The organism is Nioella sediminis, from assembly GCF_001879695.1.
Lineage (GTDB): Bacteria > Pseudomonadota > Alphaproteobacteria > Rhodobacterales > Rhodobacteraceae > Nioella > Nioella sediminis.
The window spans coordinates 1-19212 of sequence record NZ_MNBL01000014.1 but is presented as its reverse complement, the minus strand read 5'-3'; the positions used below and the strand labels follow the sequence as shown (position 1 = coordinate 19212).

Here is a 19212-nt window from a genome sequence, read left to right as displayed (position 1 = left end):
TGCGGCACCGTTGCGTGTGTTGACATGACAACACTGGAGGAAAGCCATGTCCGACGCCCCGGTTTTCGAGATCGACCCGCCCACCTTCTGGGCCGATCCCTATCCAACGCTCAAACGCATGCGGGCCGAGGTGCCGATTGCCTATGTGCCGCAGCTCAATGCCACGCTGATCACCCGGCGCGACGATATCTTCACCCAGGAAAAGCGGGTCGAGGTGTTTTCCTCGGACCAGCCCGACGGGCTGATGACGGTGCTGATGGGCCAGAACATGATGCGCAAGGACGGGGCGGATCATGCAGCGGAGCGCAAGGCGGTCTTCCCCACGGTGTCCCCCAAAACGGTGCGCGACGTGTGGACCGCGCAATTCCGGGCGCGCACGGGCGAGGTGCTGGACCGGATCGCGCCGCTTGGGCGCTGTGACCTTGTGAAGGACTTCGCGCTGCCGGTCTCGGGCGAGGCGCTGAAGGCGATCACGGGGCTCACCAACATGAGCTACGCGGAAATGGACCGCGTGAGTCAGGGCATGATCGACGGCTGCGCGAATTACGCGGGCGACCCGGAGGTCGAGGCGCGGTGCCATGACTGCACGGCCTCGATTGACCGGCACATTGACGACCGGATGCCGGAGTTGCGCAAATGCCCGGACCGCTCGCTTTTGTCGGTGCAGATGCAGGCGGGGCTGTCGGACGCGCAGATCCGGGCCAATGTGAAGCTGGCCATTTCCGGCGGCCAGAACGAGCCGCGCGATGCCCTTGCGGGCACGGCATGGGCGCTGCTGACCCATCCCGATCAACTGGCGATGGTGCAGACCGGTCAGGCCACATGGATGCAGGCCTTCGAGGAATATGCGCGCTGGATCAGCCCCATCGGCATGTCACCGCGCCGGGTGGCAAAGCGCGATACGGTGAACGGCGTGACGTTCGAGCCCGAGGACCGCGTCTTCCTGATGTTCGGATCGGGCAACCGCGACGAGTCGGTGTTCGCCCGGCCCGATTTCTACGACCTGACGCAGGATTGCAGCGCCTCCATCGCCTTCGGGGCGGGGCCGCATTTCTGCGCCGGGGCATGGGCCTCGAAGGCGCTGATCGGCGAGGTCGCTTTGCCGATGCTGTTCGATCGCCTCAAGGGCCTGCGCCTTGACCCGCCGGAGGCGGGCCGATTCGGGGGATGGGCGTTCAGAGGGCCTCTGTCGATGCCGGTGGCCTGGGACGCGGCGGGCTGAATTCGGCGGTAATTGGCCGAAGATCACTGTTGAACCTGCCGATCACCTTTGCGTGACCATCGGTCCTCTTGCTTGCCGGTCCATTCCCATGCTGTCCATTCTGACATTGAGAATAGTTGGGTTCAGGATTTTATGACGACACTTACGGGACGATGCCTGTGCGGCCAGGTGACCTGGTCTGCCACCGGGCGAATGAGATGGACCGCCTATTGTCATTGCGAGAGCTGCCGGAGGGCGGGATCGACGCCCTTCGTGGCGCTGTTCGGGGTACCGGACAGTGGGCTGACATGGTCGGGGCCGGTGGCAACATATGCCTCGTCGGACGATGTGGAGCGTGGACACTGCGAAACCTGCGGAACGCCGTTGTTCTATCGCAACCATACCCGCTGGCCGGATGAGACGCATATCCCGGCGGTGACGCTGGACGATCCCTCGGCCTACGTTCCCAAGGCGCATATCTACTATAACGAACGGCTGCCCTGGATCGAAATGCGGGATGGTCTGCCGAAATATCATGGCACCGGCGATGACGGCACCCGGCCGCTCGATGATGACGAGGCGCATGGCTGAGGTCAGGCGCTGAATTCCTGCATCAGCCAGTCGCAGAAGGCGCGGCTTGGCTTCGTGGCGTCACGCTCGGGCGGGGCGATCAGGAAATAGGCCTCCAGCAGGTCGGCCTCGTGGTCGAAGGGGCGGATCAGCTCGCCCCGGTCCAACAGATCGGCGCAAAGCGTTTCATGCCCCATGGCCAGCCCCGCGCCCGACCGCGCCGCCGTCAGGGAAAACGTGTAGCTCGATGAAATCGTCACCTGCTGGTCCGGCGGCAGGCTCTGCCCCTGACTGGCGGCCCAGTAGTCCCAGTTCGACATGATCCCCCCGCAGTCGAAGAGCGGATCGCGCCGCCAGTCCGGCGCACCCTCGGCATAGCCGGGGGCACAGACGGGAAACACCCGGTCGCGGGTCATGCGCTGCGCCGTGGCGGGCATGTCGGCGGCGCGGCCGAAGCGGATTTCCACCGCGGCGGTATGGGCGAATTTCTCGGGGTCCCAAATCGGGGTGACGAGGTTCAGCACCAGCCACGGATGCGCCGCCTTCAGCCGCGCCATGCGGGGCGCCAGCCAGAAGGTGGAGAAGGCCAGGTTGCATTGCAGGTTCAGCGTGTTGTGGGGCGCGCCACCGATGAAGCTGCGGGTGCCGGCGGCGAGGATGTCGAAGGCCTCTCGCACGATGGGCAGGTAATTCACGCCCGCATTGGTCAGCATCAGCGACCGGGTGCGGCGCACGAACAGTTCCCGCCCCAGAAAGCCCTCCAGATTGCGGATATGCTGGCTGATCGCGGATTGGGTCAGGTTCAGTTCCACGGCGGCCTGGGTGAAGGACAGGTGCCGCGCGGCGGCTTCGAAGGCGCGCAGCCAGCCAAGCGGCGGCAGGGCAGAGGGCTGCATGGGCGGGTGCTCCCCTTATGGATCAGTTTTTCTAATGTAATACTTGCGAATTCATCGTTGGTAAAGACAGGCTGATTTGCGGCAGTCTTACGCGCAGGACAGGAGACGCCCAGATGACCCAGACCGCCAGCATTGCCGCCCATCCCAACATGTCCCACTGGCAGGAGAGGGTGGACCTTGCCGCCGCCTTCCGCTGGACGGAGCGGCTGAATTTCCACGAGGCCGTGGCCAACCATTTCAGCCTCGCGGTGAACGAGGACGGCACGCGCTTCCTGATGAACCCCAACCAGATGCATTTCCGGCGCATCAAGGCCTCGGACCTGTTGCTGCTGGATGCGAACGATCCCGATACGCTGGAGATGCCCGGCGCACCCGATCCCACGGCCTGGGGCCTGCATGGCGCGATCCACCGCCGCTGCCCGCATCATCGCTGCGCGATGCATGTGCATTCGATCCATGCCACGGTTCTGGCCAGCCTCGCCGACAGCACCCTGCCGCCGATCGACCAGAACACCGCGACCTTCTTCAACCGCTATGTGGTGGATGAACATTTCGGCGGGCTGGCCTTCGAGGACGAGGGCGAACGTTGCGCCGCGGCGCTGCAGGACCCGTCGAAGAAGGTCATGATCATGGGCAACCACGGCGTCATGGTTCTGGGCGACAGCGTCGCCGACACGTTCAACCGGCTCTATTATTTCGAGCGTGCCGCCGAGACCTATATCCGCGCGCTTCAGACCGGCCGCCCGCTGCGGGTGCTGTCCGATGAGATCGCGGAAAAGACCGCGAGCGAGATCGAGACTTATCCCGGTCAGGCCGAACGGCACATGGCCGAACTGAAAGCCATCCTCGACGAGGAAGGCTCGGATTACGCGCGCTGACAGATGTCACGAACAGGAGAGATGAGCCCATGAGCGACACAGGCGACATGGAGGGGATGAGCCGTGAGTGGAACTACCACCCGGACCTGCCCCTGCACGACCCCTCGATCTTTCGCTGGCCGCCCGATCCGGGCTTTCTGGCGCGGTGGTTTGCCCGCAATTGGCTGACGCTTTCGGAACGGGTGATGATGGTGATCGTCTCTGTGGCCCTGTGGTACTGGGCCTATCCGTCGCTCGACCGGGCAGAGGAGTTTGCCCTTGGCTGGATCGCGCAGGTCTGGGCGGTGAATTTCGCCATCATTTTCCTGACGGCGGGCGGGCTGCACTGGTTCTTCTATATGCGCAAGGGGCAGGGCAAGCGGCTGAAGTTTGACCATCGCGATCAGGCGAAGGGCAACGCGCTGTGGAATTTCCGCAACCAGGTACATGACAACATGTTCTGGTCGCTCGGGTCCGGCGTGTTGCAGCTGACCGGGTTTCAGGTGTTCGTCATGTGGATGATGGCAAATGGTTATGCCCCGGTGATGTCCTTCGCGGAGCATCCCGTCTGGTTCGTTCTGGCGCTGATCCTGCTGCCGATCTGGTCGGCCTTCCATTTCTACTGGGTGCACAGGCTGTTGCATGTGCCGGTGCTCTATCGCCACGTCCATTCGCTGCATCACCGCAACGTCAATATCGGGCCTTGGTCGGGCTTCTCCATGCATCCGGTAGAGCATTTCCTCTATCTCTCCACCCTGCTCATCCACTGTGTGGTGCCCAGCCATCCGATCCACCTGATCTTCCACGTTGTCTATCAGGGGCCGGGGGCAGCGATGACCCATACGGGCTATGAGGACCTGCTGATCCGCGACAAGCGGCGGCTGGCGCTTGGCACCTTCTATCACCAGCTGCATCACCGCTATTACGAGTGCAATTACGGCAACCAGGAGATGCCCTGGGACCGCTGGTTCGGCACCTTCCATGACGGCAGCGCCGAGGGCACGGCAGAAACACGGGCGCGCAAGAAACGGATGCATGCGGGGTGAACACGCTTTTCCTGATGGTCGATGAAATGGCGTGGTGGGCCGTTGGGTCCGCCTCGTCGCTTGGGGCGAAGACGCCGAACATCGACGCGCTTGCGGCACGGGGGATGGTCTTCGACGCGGCCTATACGCCTTCGCCCATCTGCGTGCCCGCAAGGGCGGCGATTGCCACCGGGCGGGATGTGCACGAGACCGGATACTGGTCGTCAGCCGAGCCTTATGACGGCGCGGTGCCCTCCTGGGGGCATCGGCTGCGCGAGGGCGGGGTGGAGGTCGTCTCCATCGGCAAGCTGCATTACCGGGATGAACGCGACGACTCCGGGTTCGACCGTCAGATCCAGCCGCTGCATGTGCATGAGGGCAAGGGTTGGCTGCTTGGCCTCGTCCGCCGCCCGGTGCCGCGATATGACGCCACGGCGGGGCTGGCGGAGGAGCTTGGCGCGGGGTGGACCGGCTACACGCGGTATGACCTTGGGGTGACAGAGGCCGCTTGTGCCTGGCTGGCGGAGCCGGAGCGGGCGCAGCGGCCCTGGGCGGCCTTCGTGTCGTATCTCAGCCCGCATTACCCATTGATCGCGCCCGAAGAATTCCTGTCGCTCTACGACCCTGCCGATTATGCCCGTCCGGCGGAGCCTGTCCCCGACCACCCGATCCTGCGCGAGATTGCCGGGTTCTTCGCCCATGACCGGCATTTCACGGATGACACGCGGGGGCTGGCCCATGCCGCCTATCGGGCGCTGTGCAGTTTCGTGGATGCCGAGGTGGGCAAGGTGCTGGCGGCGCTGGAGGCCAGCGGGCAGGCGGACGATACGCTGGTGATCTTCACCTCGGACCATGGCGACATGATGGGGGAAAAGGGCTTCTGGACCAAATCCGTGATGTATGACAGCGCGACCCGCGTGCCTCTGATCGTGGCGGGGCCGGGGGTGGCGCCGGGGCGGCGGGCCGATCCGGTCAGCCTGATCGACATCGCGCCGACGATTGCCGGGGCCATGGGGCAAAGCAGCAAAGGGTTCTCGGGCCGGTCCCTGCTGGCTGCGCCCGAACCGGGGCGTTCGGTTCTGTCGGAATACCATGACGGGGGATGCTCGGTCGGCATGACCATGCTGCGCTGGCAGGCGCCGGACGGGACCCAGTGGAAATTCGTCCACTACGCCGAGGGTCATCCGCCGCAGCTTTTCGACCTCACTGCCGATCCCGGTGAGACCACGGACCTCGCCACCGCGCGCCCCGATATCCGGGCCGAGGCGGAGGCGCGGTTGACGGCGATCATGGACCCCGAGGCCATAAATGCCCGCGCCCATGCCGATCAGGCCCGGAAAATGGCCGAACAGGGCGGGCGGGCCGCCATTCTGGGCATTCCGCAGTGGAACTTTACCAAGGTCGCGGACAGCTGACCCCGGCCCCACTTGGCGCGGCCAGTCAAACCGGGTAAGTCTGGCGCCCACAGGCAGGATGCGCACGAGGAACGGGGGGCAGCGACGCATGGCACATGTGGCGGAGGACCCTCGGGGCAACGCTCCTCTCAGGGGGTGCATTGATGACGGGAAGCGCGGGTAGGTCCCCAGAATGAGTGAAACGCCCCTTCGTCTTTGCGCGGTCGCCACGTCCTCTCCGGGTGTCGATGTGGTGCGCGAGATCATGCGCCAGCCTGACAGCGGCATTGAACACCTTGTCACCTTTGGTGGCACGGATGCGGATTACAAGGCCTCCAGCCTGCTGCGGATGACCGATGCCTGGGGACGCCGGGGCCATGTCATGGCAGGCGACCGGTTCTGCGGGGCGGCGGCCAGTTTTACCCGCGCGCCCGGCTTCGACCGGATCCTGCACGAGGCGATGGACAGCCTGCAACGCGGTGCGGCGGGCCATGCCTATCGCAGTCACGATCTGAAACACCCTTCAGACTACGCGAACTATGTCGGCATCGTCGCGGACCGGCTGGCCGGCATTCTGCAATCGGAGCGGATCAATGCGGTGGTCTTCTTCGATATCCCGCACCTGTTCTACGACATCATGCTGTACCGTCTGGCGCGCCATCTCGGGATACGCACGCTGATCCTGCGGGTCGGCTATGACCCGGCGACCTTCTATTCCATGGATCGGATCGAGGATCTGGGCCGCCTGTCGCCAAAAGCGGACCCCGCGCCGCCCGTTCCCATCGAACCGGGTGCCGCGTCGGATCTCTATTACATGAAAGGGATCTCGCAAGAGCAGGGGCCGCGCGGGCGCCTGTCAGGGCGGGCGCTTGGCCAGCTTGCCGCGCATGTCATGATGCAGGAGCCGTCGCTGCTGGTGCGGCCCATGTCGCTGGCCCGGACGATCCGCCGGATGTGGCGCGTGGCCCGGCGGCTGCCGGACTGGCGCGATCCGTTCGCGCGGTTCTTTCACACCGATGCGCTGGACTATGCCGAAACGCTGGCGGAGCTGGAGGAGGCCCCGGTCGACCTGGATCAGCGCTTTGTCTACTTCCCGCTTCAGATGCAGCCCGAAATGACGACCGCCATCCTTGGCGGGATCTACCGCGATCAGGCTTTGGCCATCGAGCAACTGGCGGCGATTCTGCCCGAGGATGTCCGCATCCTTGTCAAGGAAAACCCCAAGCAGAACGGCCAGTATCGCAGCCCGATGTTCTTTCACCGTCTGCGCCGGATTGCTTCGGTCCGCCTGCTGCCTTCGCATGCGAATACGCACAAGCTGACGGCCGCGTCGGAATGCGTCGCGACGATTTCCGGCACCGCCGCATGGGAGGCGGTGACCTCTGGCAAGCCCGCGCTTCTGTTCGGGGTCAGCTGGATGGCGGACATGCCGGGTGTGCACCGGTTCGACGAGCGGCTCGATTACGACACCCTTACCGGCGGCAGTGTCGATCACGCGGCACTGGAACAGGCCTTCGGTCAATTGGCTGCCGCCAGCCATGACGGGGCGGTCAGCCGTTGGGCCCTGCGGCATCTGCCCGAGATTGATCCGGACCAGAACCGACAGGCGATCGCCAGAACTCTGATTGGCCTGCTAAAGGGCGAGATTGCCACGACCTTCGTCTCGGACGCGACGGGGCGCGACGCGGGGTAGGCAGCGTCTCGCGGGAAGGGCCATCTGCACCCTCGGGACGAGGTCCGGGCTTTGAGCCGGGCGCGCACAGGTCGCGCCCGGACAGTCAGCCCCGCAGCCGGTGATGCAGCAGGATCGGCACGATCAGGTCTTCCTCATCGGTCAGGTGCCGGTGAAGAAAGCCGCCCAACTGCTCGGCCATGTCGCGCACCGGTCCGGCCTCTTCCGCCATCTGGGTAGGGTCGAGCGTGGCCAGTTGCACCACGCGATTGGCCCCCCGCGTGAAGCGGTCAAGCAGCGCGTCCAAGTCCGCGTGGTCGCCTTCCAGCATCTCCAGCCCGTCGGCAAACCGTGGGTCGGCGGCCTGCAACTCGGGGAAATAGCTGCGGTCTTCCCATGTGTGGTGCCCGTGCAGGTTTCGCACCAAGAGGTTGCCGAAATGCGCCAGCCGCCCGGCGTAGCGGTCGGTCTCCATCCCCTTGTCGAGGAAGGTCTCGCTATCCTTCTGCACGATTTCGCCAAGCTGGCGGAACATCTGGTGGGCGCCCATCCAGTTTTGGATGGAGCGGGCGAAAGCGGGATGCGCCTGCCAGCTGTCGCGTGGCAGGTCCCGCAGGAGGCTCCGCATCTCGGGCGGAAGGCCCTCCCGCACGGTGATGTGGTGGGTCATGCCCCCCAGATGGGGGCGCACGCAAATGTGACAATCCGCACCCATGCACAGGGGCAGGGCCGGATTGCAGAGCCGCGAAACCCGTGTAGGGTCTTGTCAGGAGGAATTGACAATGACAATCATTCCAGTTGCTGGAAGGCTTGCCGCTGCCGCGCTGACGCTTATTGCGCTGACCGGTGCCGCGCCCGCGCAGATGCACGGCCACGGTGGCGGGCATGGCATGATGCATCACGGCCAGGACGGCATCGGCCATGACGAGGTCACCATGCCGGGGCTGCGCGGGTTAAACGCCACGCCCGGCGAAAGCGCCGATCTGATGGTCATGTTCCACCATTTCGACACGCTTTTTCGCGAGGTGGAGAACCTGCCAAACGGCATCCGCACCGTGACTGGCGCGACCGACGCTTACGTGATGGACGCGCTGACCCGCCACGTGACCCAGATGATTGCGCGGGTCGAGGCGGGGGATGATCCCCAGATCTTCATCCAGAGCCCAACGCTCGACATCTTCTTCGCCCGTTACGAGGGGCTGGTGAATGACATCGAAGTGACCGAAGCGGGCATCGTGGTGACCCAGACCACGGACGACCCCGATCTCGTCGCCGCGCTCCACACCCACGCCGCCGAGGTCAGCGACATGGCCGCGCGCGGCATGCAGGCGGTGCATGAGAGGATGATGGGTGGCGGGTGATCGCGGCCCGTCGGGAACAGGAAAAGGCGCGGGGTGGTTGTCCAGCCCGCGCCTTTCCTGTGACGGTCCCCGAGAGGATCAGTTCTTCGACTTGTCGACCATCTTGCCGGCAGAGATCCACGGCATCATGGCGCGCAGCTTTTCACCGACTTCTTCGATCTGGTGGGCGTCGTTCATGCGGCGGGTGCCTTTGAAGAAGGGCTGGCCCACCTGGTTTTCCGCCATGAAATCCCGCACGAACTTGCCGGTCTGGATGTCGTGCAGAATGGCCTTCATCTCTTTCTTGGTCCGCTCGTAGGGCAGGACGCGCGGGCCGGAGACATATTCGCCGTATTCCGCGGTGTTCGAGATCGAGTAGTTCATGTTGGCGATGCCGCCTTCGTAGATCAGGTCCACGATCAGCTTCACTTCATGCAGGCACTCGAAATAGGCCATTTCGGGGGCGTAGCCTGCTTCGACCAGGGTCTCGAAGCCCATGCGGATCAGCTCGACGAGGCCGCCGCAGAGAACCGCCTGCTCGCCGAAGAGGTCGGTTTCGCATTCTTCGCGGAAGTTGGTCTCGATGATGCCCGAGCGGCCGCCGCCGATGGCGGAGCAGTAGGACAGGCCGATTTCCAGCGCCTTGCCGGAGGCGTCGTTGTTCACGGCCACCAGGCAGGGCACGCCGCCGCCCTTGGTGTATTCGCCGCGCACGGTGTGGCCGGGGCCTTTCGGGGCCATCATGATCACGTCGACGCCGGGCTTGGGCTCGATCAGGCCGAAATGCACGTTCAGGCCGTGGGCGAAGGCAATCGCCGCGCCGTCGCGCAGGTTGTCATGCACGTATTTCTTGTAGGTCTCGGCCTGAAGTTCATCGGGCATGGTGAACATGATCAGGTCGCACCAGGCCGCAGCTTCCGCGATGCCCATGACCTGCAGGCCCTCGCCTTCGGCCTTCGCAGCGGAGGCAGAGCCTTCGCGCAGGGCGACGACGACGTTCTTGGCGCCGGAATCGCGCAGGTTCAGCGCATGGGCGTGACCTTGGGAGCCGTAGCCCAGGATGGCCACTTTCATGTCCTTGATCAGGTTGATGTCGCAATCGCGGTCATAGTAAACGCGCATCGGATCTCTCCTCCGTTGGATAAAACTCTGGCGCCCTATCTATCCGCCCTTTTAGGTGGGGGCGAGGTTTGGGTTGGAAGAAATTATACATTCTGATAGAAAATCATTCACGTATACAGAAATATGTGTGTAGATCATGCTCGATGACACGGATAGGCGCCTTCTGCGCCATCTTCAGGCCGATCCCGACATGCCGGTGGCCGATCTGGCCGAGGCCGCCCGGATCGCGCCTGCCACCTGCTACAAGAGGCTCGACCGGCTGCGCGAGGAGGGTGTGCTGCGCGCCACACGGGCAGTGATCGACTGGCGCGCGCTTGGCTTCACGGTGGAGGTCAGCCTGCGCATCACGCTCGACAAGACCCAGAGCCGCGCCTTCGACGAGGTGATGGCGGCGGCGCGCGAGATTCCGGAAGTGGTGGAGATCCAGACCTTCCTGGGCCGGGTCGATCTGCGCCTGTCCGTTCTGGCCCGCGACATGGCCCATTACCAGCAGGTCTATCGCGACCGCATCCTGGCGCTGCCCCATATCACCGATATCGAGGCGCTGATGCAGGTGGCGACGCTGAAAGACGTGAGGACATTGCCGATATGAGCGGATGGGACGAAGTGGATTTCGCCATTCTTCGGGCGTTGCAGGAAGAGGCGGGCCAAAGCTCTGCCACGCTGGCGCGGCGGTTGGGGCTGAGCCAGCCCGCCGCGTGGCGGCGGGTCAAGCGGCTGGAGGAGGCGGGGGTGATCGCGGGGCGGGCGCTTGACCTCGACATCGCGCGGCTCGGTTTCGGGGTGACGGTGTTCCTGGGCGTGAAGCTGGCGACGAAAGGGCGGGTGTCTCTGGATGATTTCGAGCGGGCGGTGAGCGCGATCCCCGAGGTGCAGCAGGTGAGCCATGTGCTGGGGCTGTATGATTACCGGCTGCGGGTGGTGGCCCGCGACATTGCCGATTTCGAGAGGGTTTTGCGGCGGCGGATCATGACTCTGCCCGGCGTGGGCAATGTGGAGGCCAATGTGCTGCTGAGCGAGGAACGCCGGCCGGGGCCTTTGATGGCGGGGTGACGCTCGGCCCGCCCTTCGGGACGGGCCATCGCCCCACCCGCCATCCCGTTTGGCGCCCTTGCCGTGAAACCGGCGCTGGCGTTTTTCGTCGGATCGTGAGTATTTGAACCAAGAAGAAATTCATGCCGCGAAAGGGAGGCTTTCATGTCCGCATTGCTCGATACCGTCGATCCTGATGGGTTGCTGGAGTTTTCGGTGGTCTTCACTGACCGGTCTTTGAACCATATGTCGAAGCAGTTTTGCGAGGTCATGCGCGATATCGATGCCGGGTTGAAGCAGGTCTACAACGCCGATGCGACGGCGCTGGTCCCCGGTGGCGGCACCTATGGGATGGAGGCCGTGGCGCGGCAGTTCGCTGGCGGCGAAAAGGTGCTGGTGGTGCGCAATGGCTGGTTCTCGTTCCGCTGGTCGCAGATTGTTGATGCCGGGCAGATCGCGGCGGACACCGTGGTGATGAAGGCGCGCCAGACCGGGAATGAGGCGACAGCGCCCTTTGCACCGGCCCCGATTGACGAGGTCGTGGCGCGGATCCATGCGGGGAAGCCCGCCGTGGTCTTTGCACCGCATGTGGAGACCTCCTCGGGTATCATCCTGCCGGAGGACTATGTGTCTGCGCTGGCGGAGGCGGCCCATGAGGTGGGCGCGCTGATGGTGCTGGACTGCATCGCCTCGGGCTGTGCCTGGGTCGACATGAAAGCCACTGGCGTGGATGTTCTGATCTCGGCCCCGCAGAAGGGCTGGTCCTCGACCCCCTGCGCGGGGCTGGTGATGCTGTCGGAGCGGGCGCTGACGCGGATGGAGGAGACCCAGAGCAGCAGCTTTGCCGCTGATCTGAAGAAATGGCGGTCGATCATGGCGGCCTATGAGGGCGGTGGCCATGCCTATCATGCCACAATGCCCACGGATGGGCTGAAAGCCTTCCGCGATACCATGGCCGAGACGCTGGATTATGGAACCGAGCGCCTGCGCGATGCGCAATGGGACCTAGGGACCAAGGTGCGCGCTCTGCTTGCCGCGCGCGGAATCCGCTCGGTCGCGGCGGAGGGGTTCGGCGCGCCGGGGGTGGTGGTGAGCTACACCGATGATCCGGGCATTCAGAACGGGTCCAAGTTCAGTGCCCAGGGAGTGCAGATCGCGGCGGGTGTGCCGTTGCAGGTGGATGAGCCGCAGGGGTTTTCCACCTTCCGGCTGGGGTTATTCGGGCTGGACAAGCTTTATGACGTGGATGCGACCGTGGCCCGGTTGGAAAACGCGCTCGACAGCGCCATGGGCTGAACTGTCCTTTTCCGGCCTGATCCGTATGACAGCGGGTGCTATTCTGCCGCGTCGCGGGGCAGGTCGAGGCGGGAGCGGGGCCGGGCGTCCGGGTCCGTGTCCATGACCCGGTGCAGCTTTTCCATGATCGTAGACAGCATCGCCTGTTCCTCGGGTGACAGGGCGTGCAGCAGGCGGCGTTCATAGGCCCGCGCCGGGGGCAGGATGCGCGCCAGAAGGCTCTGTCCTTCTTCGGTCAAAGAGATCGAAAGCAGACGCTGATCCGTCGCGCTGCCGGTCTTGGCGACGAGTCCTGCCTCGGTCAGGCGGCTGACGGCGCGGCTGACGCGCGGTTTGTCGAGGTTCACGCAGTCGTGGATTTCACGCACCGAGACCTCTTGGCAGCGCGCCAGGTGCACCATCACCCGCCATTCCGCCATGCTGATCCCCGCCTCGGCCCCATAGATCAGCGACAGGCGGCGGCTGATACGCTCGGACAGGACCGCGATTCGGTAGGGCAGGAATTCTGCCAGCATGAAGTCTCCGCTCGCCATCCGTCCGATTTTCCCCGATAATTCGTTGCAGTTGCAACGGCGTTGACATTTGTTGCAATTGCAACGATACCAGAGCCAAGGACCGGCGGGAAGGGCCAAGGGGCCGCACCGTCAAAGCGCGCGAACACACGGGAGAGACAGAATATGGCCAAGGCCTTCGCGTCCCAGGGGGACATGTCGGAGAAAAAGATTTCCTTTACGGAAGTGGGCGAGGGACTGTGGGCCTTCACCGCAGAAGGCGACCCCAATTCGGGCGTCATCATCGGGGATGAGTCGGTGATGATCGTCGAGGCGCAGGCGACGCCGCGTCTGGCGAACAAGGTCATTGAGTGCGTGCGCGGCGTGACCGACAAGCCGATCAGCCATCTGGTGCTGACCCATTACCACGCGGTGCGGGTGCTGGGGGCCTCGGCCTATGGCGCTGGGCAGATCATCATGTCGGACGTGGCCCGGGCCATGGTCGTCGAACGCGGGCAGGAGGACTGGGACAGCGAATTCCAGCGCTTCCCGCGCCTCTTCGAGGGTCATGAGAGTATTCCCGGCCTGACCTGGCCGACAACCACTTTCAGCGATGCGATGACGGTCTATCTCGGCAATCGCCGGGTCGATATCATGCACCTGGGGCGCGCCCATACGGCGGGCGATGCGGTGATCCATGTGCCTGATCAGAACGTCATGTTCACCGGCGATATCGTCGAATATCACTCCGCCTGCTATTGCGGCGACGGGCATTTCGCGGATTGGGGCGATACGCTCGACAATATCAAGTGGTTCGACGTGGACGCGATTGCGCCGGGGCGCGGCGATGCGCTGGTCGGCAAGGAGATGGTGAATGCGGCCATCGAGAACACCCGCGATTTCGTGGAGTCGACCTATCGCCCGGCAGCCCGTGTCGCGGCGCGTGGTGGCAGCCTGAAAGAGGCTTGGGACGCGGTGCGCGCGGAATGCGACCCCAAGTTCGGCGACTACGCGATCTACGAACACTGCCTGCCCTTCAACGTGGCCCGCGCCTATGACGAGGCGCGCGGCATCGACACGCCGCGCATCTGGACGGCGCAGCGCGACCTGGAAATGTGGGAGGCCCTGCAGGGGTAAGCGGTGATGCGCGATCCGTTCCTGACCATGGCGCTGAACAATGCCTGGGCGAATGCGACGCTTTACGGGGCGATTTCCGGGCTGTCAGAGGCGGCGTTTGCCGCCCCGCGGCCGGGGTTCTTTCCGTCGCTCAAGGCCACGCTAAACCACATCTACGAGGTCGATCTCTACTACGTTGATGCGCTGGAGGCGGGTGGGTGTGCCCGGTCCGTTTATGACCGGGAGGAGATCGGATCGGTGGCGGAACTGGCCAAGGCGCAGGCTGATGTGGACATGCGGCTGGCGCGCTTCTGTCAGGGCCTGACACCGCAGATGCTGGAAGAGGACCGCGTTACGGAACGCCGTGAGGGCAAGGTGACGGAGAAGGTCGGCGCGCTGCTGCTGCATCTTTTCCAGCACCAGATTCACCACCGGGGGCAGGCGCATACGATGGTGCATGACGCCGGGATCGCGCCGCCGCAGCTTGACGATTTTCACCTGGACTATGGCCGCGTGCCAAGCGCGCAGGCCTATTGGAATTGATCCTCGGGGAGGAGGAGCCGATGAACCAGATCAGCGACAAGAAGATTTTCGAGGTGCCGCTCTATGCCTATGAGCGGTCCCCCGATCAGGACGCGCCCGCGCCCGTGCGCCGCAAGGTGGTGGTGATCGGGGCGGGGCCCATCGGGCTTGGGGCCGCCATCGACCTTGCGCAGCAGGGGGTGGAGGTCGTCGTTCTGGACGACAATGACAAGGTCAGTTTCGGCAGCCGCGCGATCTGCTTTGCCAAGCGGCCGCTTGAAATTCTCGACCGGCTCGGCTGCGGGCATGAGATGGTGGCAAAGGGCGTTGAATGGCAGCTTGGCAAGGTGTTCTTCGACGAGCGGCAGGTCTATGAATTCAACCTGTTGCCTGAAAAGGGCCACGAGTTCCCGGCCTTCATCAACCTGCAACAGTATTACTTCGAAGAGTACTTGGTGAACCGGGTCCGCGCGATGCAGGCCCAAGGCGCACCGATCGAGATCCGGGGCCGCAACAAGGTACTGCGCGTGACAGACACGGGCGACCATGTCAGCCTGCTGATCGACACGCCCGAGGGGGAATACAAGCTGGAGGCCGACTGGCTGATCGCCTGCGACGGGGCAGCCTCGCCCACCCGCGCGATGATGGGGCTCGATTTCGTGGGCCGTGTCTTCGAGGACAATTTCCTGATCGCCGATGTGATCATGGAGGCCGATTTCCCGACCGAACGCTGGTTCTGGTTCGACCCGCCCTTCAACCGGGGGCAATCGGCGCTGCTGCACAAGCAGCCCGACGGGGTCTGGCGGATCGACCTGCAACTGGGTTGGGACATCGATAAGGAGGAAGAAAAGAAACCCGAGAACGTCATTCCGCGACTGAAGGCGATGCTGGGCGAGGATGTGAGGTTCGAGCTGGAATGGGTCTCGATCTACACCTTCCAGTGCCGGCGGATGGAGAAGTTTCGCCATGGCCGGGTGATCTTCGCGGGCGATTCCGCGCATCAGGTGTCGCCGTTCGGCGCGCGGGGCGCGAATTCCGGGCTTCAGGATACCGACAATCTCGGTTGGAAGCTGAAGCTGGTGATGGACGGCATCGCGCCCGAAAGCCTGCTGGACAGCTATGATGTCGAGCGGGTGCATGGCGCGGATGAGAACATCCTCAATTCCTCGCGTTCCACGGATTTCATCACGCCGAAGTCGGAGATGAGCCGGGTGTTGCGCGACGCGGTGCTGGACCTGTCCGAACATTACGCATTTGCCCGGCCCTTGGTGAATTCCGGCCGCCTCAGCGTGCCCTGCACCTATGACGGTTCGCCGCTCAACACGCCCGACGCGCTGCCCGGCGGCCCGGCGCGCTCGCGCCCCGGCAGCCCTTGCGCGGATGCGCCTATGGGCGACGGCTACCTGCTGCCGCACCTGGGGGACCGGTTTACGCTGCTGACCATCGGAGCCGAGGCGCCGGAGCGCGTGGAGGCGGAGGGGCTGAGTGTTCATCGCCTTGCACTGGACACCACGCCGGAGGTCAGGGAACGCTATCTGGGCGACGCGGCAAGCGCGGTCTATCTGATCCGCCCCGATCAGCACGTCGCCGCCCGCTGGCCCGCCTATGACGCCGCCGCCGTCGAAACCGCGCTGAAACGCGCCATCGGCAAGGAGTGAGCCCCATGTCCGACCTGATCCTGACCCCCAACATTCCTGGCGCGGATGATTTCTACGCCGAGCTTCTGGCCAGCCATGAGGGCCTGAGCAAAGCCGAAAGCGATGCACTGAACGCAAGGCTGGTGCTGGTGCTGGCCAACCATATCGGCGACCGGGCGATCCTGAGCGATGCCCTGAAAGCCGCCGCCCTGTCCAAGGAGGACGCCGCATGAAGATCGAACAGATTCACCACGTCGCCTATCGCTGCAAGGACGCGAAGGAAACCGTCGAGTGGTATAACAAGATGCTCAAGATGGATTTCGTGCTGGCGATTGCCGAGGACCACGTGCCCTCGACCCACGAGCCTGACCCGTACATGCATATCTTCATGGATGCGGGGAACGGCAACGTTCTGGCCTTCTTCGAGCTGCCCACCAAGCCTGAAATGGGCCGCGATCCCAACACGCCCATCTGGGTGCAGCATATCGCCTTCAAGGTGAAGGACCGCGATGAGCTGATCGCCTTCAAGGAGCATCTGGAGGCCAATGGCGTCGAGGTGCTGGGTGTCACCGACCATTCCATCTTCCATTCCATCTATTTCTTCGATCCCAATGGCCACCGGATCGAACTGGCCTGCCCGGACCCGGAGGAAGAGGCGCTGCTCAAGCGCATGGACGCGGTGAAATGGGATATGCTGGAGGAATGGTCGCGGACCAAGAAAGCCCCGCAGCATGCCGCATGGCTGCACGCCAAGGAGCTGAACAAGGCCTGAATTTCAGGGCCGGGGCAGGGGGGAGAGGACCAGCCCCGGTTCTTACGCAAAAGGAAACGCGCGATGACCACCCATGATCTGCCCAAGGGCATGGTGACGGCGGCGACCCGTCCCAATGAACTGCAATACATGCCGGGTTTCGGCAATGATTTCGAAACCGAGGCGCTGCCCGGCGCCCTGCCGCAGGGCATGAACAGCCCCCAGAAATGCAATTACGGGCTTTATGGTGAGCAGCTTTCCGGCACGGCCTTCACCGCGCCGAGCCACCAGAACGAACGGACCTGGTGCTATCGCATCCGGCCGTCTGTCAAGCATTCCGGGCGCTACACCAAGATCGACCTGCCCTACTGGAAATCCGCCCCGCATGTGGACCCGGACGTGATTTCGCTCGGCCAGTACCGGTGGGACCCGGTGCCCCATTCCGACGAAGGGCTGACCTGGCTGACGGGCATGCGGACGATGACCACAGCGGGGGACGTGAACACGCAGGTCGGTATGGCGAGCCATATCTACCTGGTGACGGAGTCGATGGTGGACGCCTATTTCTACTCCGCCGACAGCGAATTACTGGTTGTCCCTCAAGAGGGGCGGCTGCGGTTTTGCACGGAATTGGGCGTGATCGACCTGGAGCCGCAGGAGATCGCCATTCTGCCGCGCGGGCTGGTCTACCGGGTGGAGGTGCTGGACGGACCCTGCCGGGGCTTCGTTTGCGAAAACTACGGCCAGAAATTCGACCTTCCGGGGCGCGGCCCCATCGGGGCCAACTGCATGGCGAACCGGCGCGATTTCAAGACGCCGGTCGCGGCGTTTGAAGACCGCGAAGTGCCCTCGACCCTGACCATCAAGTGGTGCGGGCAATTCCACGAGACGCGGATCGGGCACAGCCCGCTCGACGTGGTGGCGTGGCATGGCAATTACGCGCCGGTGAAATATGACCTGACCACCTATTGCCCGGTGGGTGCGATCCTCTTTGACCATCCCGACCCGTCGATCTTCACGGTGCTGACCGCGCCTTCGGGCGTGGAAGGCACGGCGAATATCGACTTCGTGCTGTTCCGCGAACGCTGGATGGTGGCCGAAAATACCTTCCGCCCGCCCTGGTATCACAAGAACGTCATGTCGGAGCTGATGGGCAATATCTATGGCCAGTACGATGCCAAGCCTCAGGGGTTTGTTCCCGGCGGGATGTCTCTGCATAACATGATGCTGCCGCACGGGCCGGACAAAAGCGCCTTCGAAGGCGCTTCCAACGCGGAACTCAAGGCTGAGAAGCTGGACAACACCATGAGCTTCATGTTCGAAACCCGCTTTCCGCAGCACTTGACGGCCTTTGCCGCGAAAGAAGCCCCCCTGCAGGACGACTATATCGACTGTTGGGAGAGCCTTGAAAAGAAGTTCGACGGCACGCCGGGTGTGAAGTAGGGTGACCAAGAATTTTCGAAAATTCTTGGGAACTTTCTTCGAAGAAAGTTTCGCGGAGACGAGATGAAACTCTACACCTATTGGCGGTCGAGCTGTTCCTACCGGGTGCGCATCGCGCTCGGACTGAAGGGGCTGGCGTGGGAGAGTATCCCGGTCCACCTGGTGAAAGGTGAACAGCGCGATCCCTCCTACCTGGCGCATAACCCGTCTGGTTTCGTGCCGGTGCTGGTGCTGGACGATGGGACAGAACTTGTTCAGTCGCTGGCCATTCTCGACTACCTGGAGGCGGCCTGGCCCAATCCGCCGCTACTGCCCGCCGACCCGCTGGCCCGTGCCCGCGTGCTGGCGGCGGCCCATGTCATTGCCATGGACACGCAGCCGGTCACCAATGTGGGCGTCGTGGCGCATCTAAAATCCGCCTGTGGCGCCGATCAACAGGGCGGCATCGACTGGATGGTGCATTTCATGGAGCGCAACTTCGCGGCCTTTGAGAGGCTGATTGCGCCGGAAGGTCGTTTCTGCTTGGGCGACGCGCCGACCTGGGCCGATATTTGCCTGATCCCGCAGCTATACAACGCTCATCGGTGGGGGGTGGGCCTGTTCCGCTTCCCCCGCCTGCTAGAGATCGAGCGTGCCGCGCTGGCCCTTCCGGCCTTCGACGCGGCGCGCCCTGAAACCCAACCCGACGCCGAATGAGGACCGCATGACCGGATTACGACACAGCTGGGTCGACAGCGCCAATGACCCCGAGACCGATTTCCCCCTCAACAACCTGCCCTATGGCGTGTTTTCGCCCAAGGGCGGTGATGCACGCTGCGGAGTTGCGATTGGCGAGATGATCCTTGAC

General features: G+C 63.9%; 21 protein-coding genes and 1 pseudogene. 18 read left to right on the top strand and 4 right to left on the bottom strand.

Annotated features, from left to right (window positions below):
• The first annotated feature begins 46 nt into the window (after positions 1 to 46).
• Entirely contained in the window at positions 47 to 1222 is a 1176-nt protein-coding gene (locus tag BKY26_RS01180; RefSeq protein WP_071688572.1) for a cytochrome P450, read from the top strand.
• A 132-nt stretch (positions 1223 to 1354) separates the two neighbouring features.
• A complete protein-coding gene (locus BKY26_RS01175; protein WP_071688571.1) occupies positions 1355 to 1792 on the top strand; it encodes a GFA family protein in 438 nt (145 codons plus the stop codon).
• A 2-nt stretch (positions 1793 to 1794) separates the two neighbouring features.
• Here BKY26_RS01175 and BKY26_RS01170 read toward each other — a convergent pair whose 3' ends face one another.
• Positions 1795 to 2667, bottom strand: a complete 873-nt coding sequence (locus tag BKY26_RS01170) for a LysR family transcriptional regulator (protein ID WP_071688570.1) — start codon at positions 2665 to 2667, stop codon at positions 1795 to 1797.
• Positions 2668 to 2780: 113 nt separating this feature from the next.
• Between BKY26_RS01170 and BKY26_RS01165 the strand changes: the two genes are divergently transcribed.
• From BKY26_RS01165 to BKY26_RS01150, 4 genes are all read left to right on the top strand, one after another.
• Positions 2781 to 3545, top strand: coding sequence for a class II aldolase and adducin N-terminal domain-containing protein (locus BKY26_RS01165; protein ID WP_071688569.1), 765 nt, complete (start codon positions 2781 to 2783; stop codon positions 3543 to 3545).
• Positions 3546 to 3574: 29 nt separating this feature from the next.
• Entirely contained in the window at positions 3575 to 4570 is a 996-nt protein-coding gene (locus BKY26_RS01160) for a sterol desaturase family protein (RefSeq protein WP_071688568.1), read from the top strand.
• Positions 4567 to 5964 (top strand): sulfatase-like hydrolase/transferase, encoded by a 1398-nt coding sequence (locus tag BKY26_RS01155; RefSeq protein WP_131541737.1) that lies wholly within the window; start codon positions 4567 to 4569, stop codon positions 5962 to 5964. The genes BKY26_RS01160 and BKY26_RS01155 overlap by 4 nt, the downstream gene beginning before the upstream one ends.
• A gap of 172 nt (positions 5965 to 6136) precedes the next feature.
• Positions 6137 to 7636 (top strand): capsular polysaccharide export protein, LipB/KpsS family, encoded by a 1500-nt coding sequence (locus BKY26_RS01150; RefSeq protein WP_071688567.1) that lies wholly within the window; start codon positions 6137 to 6139, stop codon positions 7634 to 7636.
• An 85-nt stretch (positions 7637 to 7721) separates the two neighbouring features.
• Here the strand turns inward: BKY26_RS01150 and BKY26_RS01145 are convergent, their stop codons facing one another.
• Positions 7722 to 8285: a hemerythrin domain-containing protein gene (locus BKY26_RS01145; RefSeq protein WP_071688566.1), complete on the bottom strand. Its 564-nt coding sequence runs from the start codon at positions 8283 to 8285 to the stop codon at positions 7722 to 7724.
• 112 nt (positions 8286 to 8397) lie between these two features.
• On the opposite strand from BKY26_RS01145, the gene BKY26_RS01140 reads away from it, so the two are divergent.
• A complete protein-coding gene (locus BKY26_RS01140; protein WP_227434867.1) occupies positions 8398 to 8976 on the top strand; it encodes a hypothetical protein in 579 nt (192 codons plus the stop codon).
• 78 nt (positions 8977 to 9054) lie between these two features.
• Here BKY26_RS01140 and ilvC read toward each other — a convergent pair whose 3' ends face one another.
• Positions 9055 to 10077, bottom strand: coding sequence for a ketol-acid reductoisomerase (gene ilvC / locus BKY26_RS01135; protein ID WP_071688565.1), 1023 nt, complete (start codon positions 10075 to 10077; stop codon positions 9055 to 9057).
• 136 nt (positions 10078 to 10213) lie between these two features.
• Here ilvC and BKY26_RS01130 point away from each other — a divergent pair, with 136 nt between their 5' ends.
• From BKY26_RS01130 to BKY26_RS01120, 3 genes are all read left to right on the top strand, one after another.
• Positions 10214 to 10669, top strand: coding sequence for an Lrp/AsnC family transcriptional regulator (locus BKY26_RS01130; RefSeq protein WP_071688564.1), 456 nt, complete (start codon positions 10214 to 10216; stop codon positions 10667 to 10669).
• Positions 10666 to 11130 (top strand): Lrp/AsnC family transcriptional regulator, encoded by a 465-nt coding sequence (locus BKY26_RS01125; protein WP_071688563.1) that lies wholly within the window; start codon positions 10666 to 10668, stop codon positions 11128 to 11130. The genes BKY26_RS01130 and BKY26_RS01125 overlap by 4 nt, the downstream gene beginning before the upstream one ends.
• Before the next feature lie 144 nt (positions 11131 to 11274).
• A complete protein-coding gene (locus tag BKY26_RS01120) occupies positions 11275 to 12405 on the top strand; it encodes an aminotransferase class V-fold PLP-dependent enzyme (protein WP_071688562.1) in 1131 nt (376 codons plus the stop codon).
• Between the two features lie 38 nt (positions 12406 to 12443).
• On the opposite strand, the gene BKY26_RS01115 is transcribed toward BKY26_RS01120, so the two are convergent.
• Complete coding sequence (locus BKY26_RS01115) at positions 12444 to 12920, bottom strand: MarR family winged helix-turn-helix transcriptional regulator (protein WP_227434865.1); 477 nt, start codon at positions 12918 to 12920, stop codon at positions 12444 to 12446.
• 162 nt (positions 12921 to 13082) lie between these two features.
• On the opposite strand from BKY26_RS01115, the gene BKY26_RS01110 reads away from it, so the two are divergent.
• The 8 genes and pseudogenes from BKY26_RS01110 to BKY26_RS01075 form a co-directional block, all read left to right on the top strand.
• Positions 13083 to 14033 carry an MBL fold metallo-hydrolase gene (locus BKY26_RS01110; RefSeq protein ID WP_071688560.1) on the top strand — a complete coding sequence of 317 codons (951 nt, stop codon included), beginning with the start codon at positions 13083 to 13085 and terminating at the stop codon, positions 14031 to 14033.
• A gap of 6 nt (positions 14034 to 14039) precedes the next feature.
• Positions 14040 to 14555 carry a DinB family protein gene (locus BKY26_RS01105; RefSeq protein ID WP_071688559.1) on the top strand — a complete coding sequence of 172 codons (516 nt, stop codon included), beginning with the start codon at positions 14040 to 14042 and terminating at the stop codon, positions 14553 to 14555.
• A gap of 20 nt (positions 14556 to 14575) precedes the next feature.
• The gene (locus BKY26_RS01100) at positions 14576 to 16192 is read left to right on the top strand and encodes an FAD-dependent oxidoreductase (protein ID WP_071688558.1); all 1617 of its coding nucleotides are present in this window, start codon (positions 14576 to 14578) and stop codon (positions 16190 to 16192) included.
• A 5-nt stretch (positions 16193 to 16197) separates the two neighbouring features.
• On the top strand, positions 16198 to 16404 hold the full coding sequence (locus BKY26_RS01095; RefSeq protein WP_071688557.1) for a DUF2783 domain-containing protein: 207 nt from the start codon (positions 16198 to 16200) through the stop codon (positions 16402 to 16404).
• Positions 16401 to 16943 carry a VOC family protein gene (locus BKY26_RS01090; protein ID WP_071688556.1) on the top strand — a complete coding sequence of 181 codons (543 nt, stop codon included), beginning with the start codon at positions 16401 to 16403 and terminating at the stop codon, positions 16941 to 16943. Before BKY26_RS01095 ends, BKY26_RS01090 begins: the two co-directional genes overlap by 4 nt.
• A 63-nt stretch (positions 16944 to 17006) precedes the next feature.
• The gene (gene hmgA, locus BKY26_RS01085; protein ID WP_071688555.1) at positions 17007 to 18365 is read left to right on the top strand and encodes a homogentisate 1,2-dioxygenase; all 1359 of its coding nucleotides are present in this window, start codon (positions 17007 to 17009) and stop codon (positions 18363 to 18365) included.
• Positions 18366 to 18428: 63 nt separating this feature from the next.
• Positions 18429 to 19061, top strand: a complete 633-nt coding sequence (maiA, locus tag BKY26_RS01080; RefSeq protein ID WP_071688554.1) for a maleylacetoacetate isomerase — start codon at positions 18429 to 18431, stop codon at positions 19059 to 19061.
• A 7-nt stretch (positions 19062 to 19068) separates the two neighbouring features.
• Positions 19069 to 19212: pseudogene (locus BKY26_RS01075) on the top strand (fumarylacetoacetase); the annotation flags it as partial.